At 61.9% G+C, this 11832-nt stretch carries 7 protein-coding genes; 4 read left to right on the top strand and 3 right to left on the bottom strand.

Going from position 1 to position 11832, the window contains the following annotated elements:
* Window positions 1–38 precede the first annotated feature (38 nt).
* Window positions 39–2483 carry a PPC domain-containing protein gene (locus tag ACZ5WW_RS24370; protein ID WP_377163858.1) on the top strand — a complete coding sequence of 815 codons (2445 nt, stop codon included), beginning with the start codon at window positions 39–41 and terminating at the stop codon, window positions 2481–2483.
* Between the two features lie 346 nt (window positions 2484–2829).
* On the opposite strand, the gene ACZ5WW_RS24375 is transcribed toward ACZ5WW_RS24370, so the two are convergent.
* From ACZ5WW_RS24375 to ACZ5WW_RS24385, 3 genes are all read right to left on the bottom strand, one after another.
* Window positions 2830–3684 (bottom strand): hypothetical protein, encoded by an 855-nt coding sequence (locus tag ACZ5WW_RS24375; RefSeq protein WP_377163860.1) that lies wholly within the window; start codon window positions 3682–3684, stop codon window positions 2830–2832.
* A 16-nt stretch (window positions 3685–3700) separates the two neighbouring features.
* Entirely contained in the window at window positions 3701–4492 is a 792-nt protein-coding gene (locus ACZ5WW_RS24380) for a dienelactone hydrolase family protein (RefSeq protein WP_377163862.1), read from the bottom strand.
* 72 nt (window positions 4493–4564) lie between these two features.
* Window positions 4565–5242 carry a 3-keto-disaccharide hydrolase gene (locus ACZ5WW_RS24385; protein WP_377163865.1) on the bottom strand — a complete coding sequence of 226 codons (678 nt, stop codon included), beginning with the start codon at window positions 5240–5242 and terminating at the stop codon, window positions 4565–4567.
* 341 nt (window positions 5243–5583) lie between these two features.
* Between ACZ5WW_RS24385 and ACZ5WW_RS24390 the strand changes: the two genes are divergently transcribed.
* From ACZ5WW_RS24390 to ACZ5WW_RS24400, 3 genes are all read left to right on the top strand, one after another.
* Complete coding sequence (locus tag ACZ5WW_RS24390) at window positions 5584–9774, top strand: PAS domain S-box protein (protein WP_464694194.1); 4191 nt, start codon at window positions 5584–5586, stop codon at window positions 9772–9774.
* A gap of 112 nt (window positions 9775–9886) precedes the next feature.
* Window positions 9887–11566, top strand: a complete 1680-nt coding sequence (locus ACZ5WW_RS24395; RefSeq protein ID WP_377163870.1) for a ribulokinase — start codon at window positions 9887–9889, stop codon at window positions 11564–11566.
* 5 nt (window positions 11567–11571) lie between these two features.
* Window positions 11572–11772, top strand: a complete 201-nt coding sequence (locus ACZ5WW_RS24400) for a hypothetical protein (protein ID WP_377163872.1) — start codon at window positions 11572–11574, stop codon at window positions 11770–11772.
* Window positions 11773–11832 lie beyond the last annotated feature (60 nt).

The raw sequence follows: 11832 nt of genomic DNA on the forward strand, positions 1-11832 counted from the left end.
CGATTGGCCGTATGCCTAGAGATCTCAACACCCTCGTCATGTCCACCCTTCGTCATTTGATCCTCGTCACCGCCGCCTGCGCCACAAGCGCTTTTGGCGCGTATCCCACCTTTACCACCACGGTGCCCAACGGCGGCCAGCGTGGCACCGAGGTCAAGCTCACCGTCACGGGGACCCAGCTGGCAGACTTTGAGAGCATGATCTTCTTCTCTCCTGGCTTCACCCAGAAGAGCGTGGAAAAGATCGAGCCCAACAAGGTGCAGCTCACCATCGGCATCGCCCCGGACGTGCCGCCCGGAAACCACCTCATGCGTATCCGCACCAAGACCGGCATGTCGCATGCGCGCCAGTTCTTCGTCGGCATCTTCCCCAACGTGGAGGAAAAGGAGCCCAACAGCGACTTTGAGACACCTCAGGTCATCCAGCTCAATCAGACCATCGAAGGGGTCGTGCAAAACGAGGACGTGGACAACTACCGCGTCAGCCTCAAGAAAGGCCAGCGCCTCTCCGTCGAGGTGGACGGCCTGCGCCTCGGCTACACCGTCTTTGACCCCTTCCTGGCCATCATCGACAAGAACCGCTTTGAAAAGGTCATCTCGGACGACACCATCCTCCACCGCCAGGACGGCTACTGCTCCTATGTGGCCGAGGAAGACGGCGACTACACCGTCATGATCCGCGAGTCCTCCTACCGTGGCGGCGGCAACTCCTACTACCGCCTCCATGTCGGCAGCTTCCGCCGTCCGGACGTGGTGTATCCTGCCGGTGGCAAGATCGGCTCCACCACCAAGGTCCGCTTCATCGAGCGCGACAGCTCCTTTGATGAAGACGTGAAGCTCCCTGCAGAGATCGATCCTGACTACATGCTCTTCTCCAAAACCCAGGAGCCCGCCCCTTCCGGCAACCCCTTCCGCCTCGTCACCTACGACAACGTGCTCGAAGCCGAGCCCAATGACGAGCAGGCCAAGGCCACCGTCGCCCCCGGGGCCCCCATCGCACTCAACGGCATCATTGAAAAGCCCGGCGACGTGGACTTCTTCAAGGTCCCCCTCAAGAAAGGCATGACCCTCGAAGTGCAGGCCTTTGCCCAGAGTCTCGGTTCCCCGCTCGACAGCGTGGTGAACATCTACAACGCCAAAGGCGGCTCCCTCAGCGGCAACGACGACGGCGGTGGCCGCCGCCGCCTCGACAGCAAGTTCAAGGTCAGCATCCCTGCGGACGGTGACTACTTCGTGCGCGTGGCCGACCATCTGGAGCGCGGCGGCCCGAACTTCGTCTACCGCCTCGAGCTCATCGCCGCAGAGCCGGAAGTCTTCTTTGCCTCCCCGCAGTACTCGGTCAATGACAACAACTACCGCCAGTTTATCGCCGTGCCAAAGGGCGGCCGCTACGCCACGCTCGTCAACGTCACCCGCAACAACGTTTCCGGCGACTTCAAGTTCGACGTCAAGAACATGCCGCAGGGCGTCAAGCTGCTCACCGAGATGGCCCCGAAAGACCTCGGCAGCGTGCCTCTGCTCTTTGAGGCCGCCGCAGACGCCCCCCTCGGCCATCAGGTCGTGCCCATCACCCTCAACGCCGTCGATCCCAACACCAAGTCCGTCGGCAAGCTCCGCCAGGAGTTCGACATCGTGCGCAACGGCAACGTCGTCTATTACACCCAGATCGAAGACCGCCTGCCCGTCGCCGTCGTCGAGGAGGCTCCCTACTCCCTCGAAATCGTCAAGCCTGCGGTGCCGCTGGTGAACAACGGCATCCTGGAGCTCAAGGTCGTCTCCAAGCGCAAGGAAGGCTTCAAGGCCCCCATCCGCGTGCTCATGATCTGGAAGCCCAACGGCGTCAGCGCCCTCGGGGAGCAGACCATTCCTGAAGGCCAGAACGAGTGCGTCTTCCAGCTCGACGCCAACGCCAATGTCGCCGCCGGCTCCTGGAACTTCACCGTCATGGGCGAGTCCGACGGCGGCAGCGGTCGCATCTACAATGCCTCTCCCTTCACCGCTGTCACTACTGCCCCGGCCTACATCTCCGCCCCCGCCATCCCGCTCGTCGCCGTGGAGCAGGGCAAGGAAGGCGTCATGGTCGCCAAGCTCGAGCAGCTCCAGCCCTTTGAAGGCGAGGCCACCGCCCAGGTCCTCGGCGTTCCGGACACCATCCCGATCGAGCCCGCCAAGATCACCAAGGACACCAAGGAAGTCTCCTTCAAGGTCAAGACAGACGCCAAGTCCCCCATCGGCAAGCAGGCCAACCTCTTCGTCCGCGTGGACATCCCGGTGAAGGGCACCAACGCCACCACCATCCACCGAGTGGCGCTGGGCTCCATCCTCCGCATCGATGCCCCCCGCAAGGTTGTGACTCCGCCTACCGTGCCGGTCGTCGCCGCAGCCAAGCCCAAGGAAGCGCCCAAGCCAGCCGCTGCCCCCGCTCCCAAAGTGCTCTCCCGCCTCGAGCAGCTCCGCATGGAAGCTTCAGGTGCCAAGAAGTAAGCGCTCCGCTTAGCTTTGAGAATCCCACGATGAGGAAGGCCCCTGGCCTTCCTCATTTTGTTTTGATGCCGAACGCCGTTGAAAACAGGTCCGTTATTCCTGCCGCAGCAGAGGCTGTTCTCGCCCAGGTGAACGACGCGGTGCCCTGGCCGTAGGTCGGCCCTGTTTGGCGTCGGGCGCTTCTTCTGCGCCACCGCTATCTTCGCCAAACCGCCCGGCTGCGAGGGCGTGCGTACGCCCTTGCGCCTGCCGTATGCAGATGGATGCATGGCCTGTCGCCACCCTCATCTTCCGACGGCCTCCCGCCAATCTCCAGACCCAGACCCATTTTCAACTGCTCGTGATATTACTTGGCGTGCGGCAGGTCCCACGCCTTCAGCCACTCCACCTTCGTGCGCTTGAATCCCTTCTTCAGCAGCCGCTCCTCCATGTCTCCCAGGTGCGCGGCTCCATAAAAAATGGCGAGCCGCTTTTTCCCCGCCGCGATCTCCTTGTCCATCACTCCCAGCGCCACCTTGTTGCGCTCGCCTACCAGCACCGTGCCGTCTCCGGTCTCAATGCCCGCCATGATGTCCTCCACACTGTCAAACTCCTGCGCGATCATCCGCTTCAGCTCCGTGCTGCTGTCCTTCAGGGTCAGGATCTTCAGCAGCATCACGATGCCTGCCGCGTCTGAGTTCACCCCGCGCTTCTCATTCACCTCTTTCTGCGCCTGCGCCGCCTTCAGGTAGAGCGAGAGAAAGCTCTCCTGCTTCTGCGTCTGCGTCTGGGTAAACTGGGACATGTCCATGTCCGCATGCACAAAGTTTTTCGCCGTGTAGTCGATCCCCTCCAGCTGGCCGTGCAGCTTCAGCGTGTCTCGCATCAGGGTCTGCAGCTGCCCCACCCACTGCATCTTTTCCGCCTCCTTTTTGGCCTCGGGCTTTCCCCGTTCCTCAAAAGACGGGCCCACGAGCTCATAAAGCACCGCATCGTAGCCTTTGAATTTCACGTTCAGCGCATCGAAGTACGCCTTGTCCGCGATGTGGATGGCCCCCACCAGGTCCACCTTCACCTTCTGCGGCGACTCATAGCCCACCACCGCCGTTTGCAGGCTGTCGCTCTTCTCCTCCTCCACAAAACGGATGAAGTTCGTGGGCTCTTCCGCTGCCGAAAGCACGGCAAAGGCCAGGGCGGCTTGCAGCAGCAGAAGTCGTTTCATGGCCGGCTTCCTCGGTTCAGCCTTCCGTCTTGAAGATGCGCGCAAAGAAGGCCTTCATCTCCTCCCAGGAGGCCTTGTCGGCGGCCTCGTTGTAGGCCGCGCCTTTGCTGTTGTCATTGCCCGCAGCCTTCTGGGTAAAGGAATGCACCGCTCCCGGGTAGCTCACCAGCTTGTAGTCCACCTTCGCGTCCTTCATCTCCTGCTCAAACGCAGCGATGTCCTTCGCCGGCACAAATGGATCGTCCGCGCCATGCAGCACCAGCACCTTGCCCTTGATGTTTTTGCCGTCGGCCGGCGTCGGGGAGTCCAGCCCCCCGTGGAAGCTCACCACGCCCTTGATCAGCGCCCCGCTGCGGGCCAGCTCGATCACGCCGGTGCCGCCAAAGCAGTAGCCGATCGCCGCGATTTTGGACACATCCGTCTGCGGGTCCTTGCTCAGCACCTCCAGCGCCGAGAGCATCCGCTCGCGGTACAGCTTGCGGTTGGTCTTGTATTTGCCGGCCTCCTGGCCTGCCGCAGGCGGCTGCGGGCGTATGCCTTTGCCGTAGATGTCTGCGGCAAAGACGTTGTAGCCCAGCTCGGCCAGCATGCGTGCCCGCATCTTCTCGTTGTCACTCAGCCCTGTCCATTGGTGGATGATCAGCACCGAGGGCAGCTTGCCGCTCCTGGCGGTGTCCACGACGTGCAGGCCCTCGCAGGCCACGTCTCCGGATTTGTATTCGACGGTCGTCTCCTTGATCTCGGCCTTCAGCAGGCCGGCGGAAAGGAGCAGGGAGGAGATGAAAAGCAGAGTGCGGTTGGTTTTCATGGTTTTGGGTTACTCTAAACAGAAGGGGACGGGTTTTCCAACTCGTTTCCCTTTCGAACTCGAATGATGATTCTACTTGAGTTCCTGGATGCGGATGTTTTTCCACATCACCTCCTTGCCCACCGCCTCGGTCTTTTTGCCAATGCCGTGCACCTGCAGCGCGATCACGCCCTCCGCCGTCATGTCATCGGTAAAGTCCGCCGCCAGCACGCCGTTGATGAAGGTCTTGATGCTGCTCCCCCGGCACTCGATGCGTGCCTGGTTCCACTCTCCCTGCTTGAAGGCCTTGCGGGCTGCTTCGTTGTTCTTCAGGTCAAACAGCCAGCCTCGGCGGCCTTCGTCATACACGCCGCCGGTATAGGCGCGGGCACTTGGGTCGATCTCAAACTGATAGCCATGCACGCGGTCCGCTGGGAATTTTTTCTTTTTCCCCGCGATCTCCACCTCCGTCTCCTGCGTGTAGTAGTTGCTTCGGAACTGGATCCCCGAGTTCATCGAGGGATCGACCTTGAACTCCACTTCCAGGATGAAGTTGGAGTACTTCTTCGCCGTGCACAGAAAGGAGTTCCCCGTGTTCGGCACCGTCTTGCCCACGATCACGCCGTTCTCCACCCGGTACTGCGCCGTGCCGCTGTGCTGCTCCCAGCCGCTCAGCGTCGTGCCGTCAAACAGCGGGACAAAGGCGTCCTCCGCATGCAGGGCGGTGGAAAGGGTGAAAACAGCGGCGAGGGAGAGCAGTCGGTGGGTCATAGGGCGGTGATAAACGGGTGCCAGGGCGGTGTCTTTCCGCGCATCTGTCCGCAAACCACGCCCACCGCCGCTCCCGGCGTCCGCCCGGACGCGGGCCAATCCACGTAAAAAATTTAAGCTATCATTTAGTTGCAGATAGATTGTGTTAGGCCAGCTATTTAATAAGTATGGCTATTAAAGTATAGGCCACTTCTGGCTGATGTCGGTGAAATGCAAAGCTGGACAATCTGCACCCGCAGCCAAAGATGAAAAGACTGATCAAGACAAGACCGCTCAACCCCTCGCTGCAAATACGGCTGGCTTGCATCGCCATTTTGGGTCTCCTGACTGCCCTTTGTGCCATGGCCTACTACAGCGGTCGGAAGGTGGAGGACGACAGCAACCTGATCGCCCAGGATGCCGTGCCCGGCACCATCCACGCACATTACATGCGCATGGCCATCTCCCGCAATATCGGCTGGGCTTTGGTGGCCGCTTCCGCCCAGTCCCCAGAGGCCCGGGACGAGGGCCTGAAAACCGTCCATGAGGCCGAAGAGAAGTTTGCCGATGAGCTTCAGAAGTATCAGGCCACCATCAAGCTGAATCCGGCCGAGGACGGGGCGTTGCTCGACTTGGTCAAAGAAACGGCTGCGGTATTTTTCGAAAAGTGCAGGGCTTACGAAGCCTTGATTGTCAGCGGAGACCGTACCGCGGGTGCCGCCTACTTGGAGCGCGAGCTGCTCCCGGTCTTCGTCCCCGCCATCAAGGCGGCGGAGGACCTCATCAAATACAACCACGCCAACAGCATCAGCTTCTCGGCTTCGATCCGCCGCAGCGTCAGTGACCTTTACTGGGCAGTGGTCGTGGTCATGGGACTGGCCCTGGCCTGCACGGTCGTGCTGGTTTTTAATCTGACCATCCGCCGCCGTGAGTTGACGGTGTTGCAGGAGAGTGAGGAGAAGTTTTTCAAAGCCTTCAAATCCAACCCCAGCGGCATCGCCATCACAGAACTTGAGACAGGCAGGTTCATCGAGGTCAACGACAGCTACTGCCGCATCATGGGTTATTCCCCCGGTGAGGTCATCGGCCATACCTCGCTCGAGCTGGGCATCTGGGAGACTTCTGGCGCACGCAGCCGCATGTTTGAGCCTCTTTTTGCCGGCGGCTCCCTGCGTGACATGGAGATGTACGCCATCACCAAGACGGGGGAACGCAAGGCGATCAACGTCAACGCAGACCCCATCGAGCTAAATGGAAAAAAATGTGTCATCTCGCTGGTGGCGGACATCACGGAGCGCAAGGAGCTGCAGCACAAGCAGACGCAGCTAGCGGCCATCGTGGAAAGCTCCGAGGACGCGATCATTGGCAAGACGCTGGAGGGCATCATCACCAGCTGGAACCGCGGGGCGGAAAAAATCTTCGGCTACACGGCGGCGGAGGCCATCGGGCAGCCCATGTTCACCTTGTTCCCACCTGAGACGCAGCAGGACGAAAAGGACATCCTGGCCAGGATCTCGCGTGGGGAGACCGTCCAGAATTTGGAGTCCGTGCGCGTCTGCAAAGACGGGCGCCGCATTTTCATCTCGGCCACCATCTCCCCGCTCAGGGATGAGGATGGAAAGGTCATAGGGGCCTCAAAGATCGCGCGCGACATCACCGCGCAAAAGCAGGCGGACGAAGCTCTGCGAGAGGGCGAGGCCCGCATCCGCAGCCTGGGCGACAACCTGCCCAGCGGCATGATGTACCAGCTCGACATGGGCACAGACGGCCAGATGCGGCGCTTTACGTATGTCAGCGCAGGCGTGGAGAAGCTGCACGGACTCAAGGCAGAGGCGGTGCTTCAGGACGCCCAGCTGCTCTACGCGCAGGTGGCCAAGGTGGACCAGCCGCGGGCGACTGCGCTCGATGCCGACGCCCTGGCCTGCATGAAGCCCTTCATGGCGGAGCTGCGCATGCAGATGCCGTCCGGCGCGCTGCGCTGGAGCCTCTTTAGCTCAGCCCCCCGCCGTGCGTCCAACGGCCATGTCCTGTGGGACGGCATCGAGCTGGACATCACCGCGCTCAAAGAGGCCGAGGAGATCCTGCGGCAGAAGCAGATGCAGCTCGTGCAGGCCATGGAGATAGCCAAGCTGGCGCACTGGGAATTTGACGTGGTGAAGAACATGGTGACCGCCGACGAGCATCTTTTCCAGATGATGGGAACGACCTCCGAGCACGAAGGCGGGCGCTCCATGCCTCCGGAGGAGTACATCCGCAGATTTGCGCACCCTGAGGACGCCGGGATCGTGGCGGGAGAGGTCGCTCTCGGAGTCGCCACCACCGACCCGGAGTTTGCACGGCAGTTTCAGCACCGCATCATCCGCAAGGATGGCGTGGAGCGCATGATGCTGGTGCGCTGCCGCATCCTCATGGACGAGGGCGGCCGCACCGGCAAGATCCTCGGCACCACGCAGGACATCACAGAGCAGAAGCAGGCCGAGCTGCGGATCCGGCAGCTCAACCGCATCCACGGCGTGCTCAGCGCCATCAACAAAACCATTGTGCATGAGAAGGACCCGCAGTCGATGCTCAACAAGGCCTGCCAGATAGCGGTGGAGACAGGTGGCTTTCGCATGGCCTGGGTGGGCATGCACGACACCGCCGCCAACCGGATCAGGCCGGTGGCCTCCGCCGGTGCCGTGCAGGGGTATCTGGACCATGTCAACATCGACCTCAACGACGAGCAGCGCAGCGCAGGGCCCTCCGGCCGCTGCTTCCACACCGGGGAGCACGCGGTGTGCAATGATGCCGAGCTGGACGAACGGATGGCACCATGGCGCGATGAGATGCTCAGGCGCGGCTACCACTCGTCTGCCTGCTTTCCGCTCAAGACGGGCGGAAAGGTGCGTGGCGTCTTCACCCTCTACTCTGACGAGACCGCCTTTTTCAACGAGGAGGAAATGCTGCTGCTGGACGAGCTCGCCATGGACATCAGCTTCGCTCTCGAAGTGGGCGAGGGCGAAGCCCGGCGCCTGCAGGCGGAGCAGGAGCTGCGCTGGCGCACCGCTTTCTTCGAGGCGCAGGTGCACTCCGCCATCGACGGCATTCTGGTCCTGGACAGCACGGGCAGAAAGCTGCTGCAAAACCGCCGCATGAACGAGCTGTGGAAAATACCGCTCCACATCGCGGATGACCCCGACGACGCCCCGCAGTTCCAGTTCGTCGTCGGCAGGGTTAAAAACCCGGAGTACTTCGTGCAAAAGACGGTGCACCTCAACGCGCACCCGGACGAGTCCAGCAGCGACGTGATCGAACTCGTGGACGGCACCATCCTGGAGCGCTATTCCGCACCCGTCCGCGGCCGTGACGGCACCTACTATGGCCGTGTGTGGACCTTCCATGACATCACCGGTCGCAAGAAGCTGGAGCAGCAGTTCCTCCGCGCCCAGCGCATGGAGAGCATCGGCACCCTGGCCAGCGGCGTGGCGCATGACCTGAACAACATCCTCACCCCCATCATGATGTCCGTCGCGGTCCTCCGCATTGGCCTGGCCGGGGACAGGCGTGAAAGCCTCTGCGACACCATTGAGAAGAGCGCGCAGCGCGGTGCACAGATCATCAAGCAGGTGCTCACCTTCGGCCGCGGTTACGAGGGGGAAAAGAAGCCGCTCATGGTGGGCATGCTCATCCAGGAGATCGAGCAGATGATCCGCAGCACCTTCCCCAAAAACATCAGGGTCGAAACCGAGATCGGACCCGCCCTGCGTCTGGTTCTGGGAGACGCAACTCAGATGCACCAGGTGCTGCTGAATCTCTGCGTGAACGCGCGCGATGCCATGCCCAATGGCGGGCGCCTGCAGATAAGCGCGGCCAATCTCGATATCGACGTCAGCTACGCCAGCATGCTGCCGGAGGTCTCCTCCGGGGCCTACGTACTGCTGAAGGTGGCCGACACCGGCTGTGGCATCCCTCCGGAAATTTTGGATCGCATCTTCGACCCATTTTTCACCACCAAAGGATTGGGCAATGGCACGGGGCTCGGCCTCTCGACCGTTCATGGCATTGTCAAAAGCCATGGCGGCATTCTCAGGGTAGAAAGCGAGCAGGGCATGGGGACGGTCTTCCACGTCTATCTGCCTGCCGCTGTGGAGCCCCCGCAACAGGCAGAAGCCACTGGCGCCGAGCCTCCCCCTCCTGGCCAGGGCGAACTCGTGCTGGTGGTGGATGATGAGCCCGCGATCATCAGCGCGGCGCGCTCCGTGCTGGAGTCAAACGGCTACCGCGTGCTCTCCGCCGCAGATGGCGTCGAAGCCATCGACACCTTCTCCAAACAAAGCAGCGAAATCGCCCTCGTGCTGACAGATGTGATGATGCCCGTCATGGATGGCGTGCTCTTTGTGCGCACACTCCGCAAGCTGAACGCGCAGGTGCCCGTGATCGGCTCGACAGGTGTGGCGGACAAAGGGCACCTGGAAGAGCTCAATGCGCTGCGTGTGGAGCATGTGCTGCGCAAGCCCTACAATGCCGCCACCCTTCTGCGCACCATTCACGCCGTGCTGCACCCTGCTTCCTAGCGGCAGGCCAGCATCAAGAACCGTCACTCCCCGGTCACAAACCTTGTCCGGTTTTGGCTCGCACTGCGGGATGGATCCGCTACAACATCCGCAGACTGCTCCAAACCAACCCATGAAGCGCTACTCCCTTGGCATCGACTACGGCACCAACTCCTGCCGCTCCCTCCTCATCGACCTCGACAACGGCGCCGAAGTCGGCTCCACCGTCTTCAACTACCCGAGCGGCGAGATGGGCATCCTCCTCGATCCGAAAGACCCGCACGTCGCCCGGCAGAACCCGCAGGATTACCTCGACGGCCTCGAAGCCGTGACACGCGGTGCACTCCAGCAGGCTCAGGCAAATGTCCCCGGCTTTGATCCCACCCAGGTCGTCGGCATCGGCATCGACACCACCGGCAGCACCCCCATCCCAGTCAACAAGCAGGGCACCCCGCTCGGCCTGCTGCCCGAGTTCAAAAACAACCTCAACGCCATGGTCTGGCTCTGGAAAGACCACACCGGCTACGCCGAAGCCGCAGAGATCACCAAACTCGCTCACGAGATCCGGCCAAACATCATCGCCAAATGCGGCGGCATCTACTCCAGCGAATGGTGGTGGAGCAAAATCCTCCGCCTCCGCCGCGTGGACGCAAAGGTCTTCGAGGCCGCTTTCAGCTTCGTCGAGCATTGCGACTGGATCCCCGCCGTCCTCACCGGCAACACCGATCCCCTCACGCTCAAGCGCGGCGTGTGCAGCGCCGGGCACAAGGCCATGTTCAGCACCGAGTGGGGCGGCCTGCCTGACAAAGAATTCCTGGCCCGGCTCGATCCTGCCCTCGCCGATCTGCGTGATCGCCTCTACTCCGTGGCCCACACCGCCGATGTGAAGGCCGGCTCTCTCTGCGCCGAATGGTCCCAGCGCCTCGGACTCAAAGAAGGCATCGCCATCAGTGTCGGTGCCTTTGATGCCCACATGGGCGCCGTCGGTGCAGGCATCAAGGAAGGCACATTGGTAAAGATCCTCGGTACCAGCACCTGCGATCTCATGATCGCACCCACCAGCAAGCCCCTGGCGGACGTCCCCGGTGTCTGCGGCATCGTGAATGGATCCGTCCTCCCCGGCTACTACGGTATCGAGGCCGGACAGAGTGCCGTCGGCGACATCTTCCTCTGGTTCGTCAATCACCTCGTGCCCGACAGCTACGGCGCCACCGTCGGCGAAAAATTCGTGAATATGGAAAAAGCCATGCTCGGCAAAAAGCCCGGCGCCACCGGCCTCCTCGCGCTCGACTGGAACAACGGCAACCGCACCATCCTCGTCGATGTCCGCCTCACCGGCCTCCTGCTCGGCCAGACCCTCCACACCGAGGCTCACGAAATCTACCGCGCTTACATCGAAGCCACCGCCTTCGGCGCGCTCACCATCATCAGGCGCGTCGAGGAATACGGCGTGAAGGTCGAGGAAGTCATCAACACCGGCGGCCTCTCCATCAAAAACGCCACCCTTATGCAGTGCTACGCCGACATCATCGGCAAGCCCATGAAAGTCAGCCAGAGCGAGCAGACCTGCGCCCTCGGTGCCGCCATCTTCGGTGCCGCCGCCGCCGGGGCAGGGGACATCCACACCCTCCAGGCCCAGGTCACCGCCACCCGCGAAAAAGTCTACTATCCCATCCCCGAAAACCAGGCCGTTTACGCCGAACTCTACACCCTCTACCGCACCCTCCACGACGCCTTTGGCTCCGCCGAATGGAGCGGCAAACTCAGCCACGTCATGAAGCAGCTCCTGGACATCCGCGCTCGGCAGAGCTGACCTGCATGGACTGGCCTCACATCATCTACCCAGCCCTGCTCATTCTTTTCCTTTGGCTGGGGCCGTATGTGGCGGTGATCTTCCGGCAGGATTTTTCCAACCCCCCGCCGGACGCCACGGCCAGTGATCGCCGTCTCATCCGCTTTTGCCTGCGCGGCTTGATCGCCGTCACAGCCGCCCTGCTCCTGCACTGGTGGCTCGGCTGAGGTGCAGGGAGAACTGTTCGCCTCATTCTCGCAAGCTCCCCACCGCTCCCGCCGTTTGGC

This window comes from Prosthecobacter fluviatilis, from assembly GCF_055388355.1.

Excerpts from the sequence above, each read along its gene's own strand:
- ACZ5WW_RS24380 (WP_377163862.1), bottom strand. The coding sequence starts at position 4,492 with ATGAAAACCAACCGCACTCTGCTTTTCATCTCCTCCCTGCTCCTTTCC.
- ACZ5WW_RS24375 (WP_377163860.1), bottom strand. The coding sequence starts at position 3,684 with ATGAAACGACTTCTGCTGCTGCAAGCCGCCCTGGCCTTTGCCGTGCTT.
- ACZ5WW_RS24400 (WP_377163872.1), top strand. The coding sequence starts at position 11,572 with ATGGACTGGCCTCACATCATCTACCCAGCCCTGCTCATTCTTTTCCTT.
- ACZ5WW_RS24385 (WP_377163865.1), bottom strand. The coding sequence starts at position 5,242 with ATGACCCACCGACTGCTCTCCCTCGCCGCTGTTTTCACCCTTTCCACC.
- ACZ5WW_RS24370 (WP_377163858.1), top strand. The coding sequence starts at position 39 with ATGTCCACCCTTCGTCATTTGATCCTCGTCACCGCCGCCTGCGCCACA.
- ACZ5WW_RS24390 (WP_464694194.1), top strand. The coding sequence starts at position 5,584 with ATGGCCTACTACAGCGGTCGGAAGGTGGAGGACGACAGCAACCTGATC.
- ACZ5WW_RS24395 (WP_377163870.1), top strand. The coding sequence starts at position 9,887 with ATGAAGCGCTACTCCCTTGGCATCGACTACGGCACCAACTCCTGCCGC.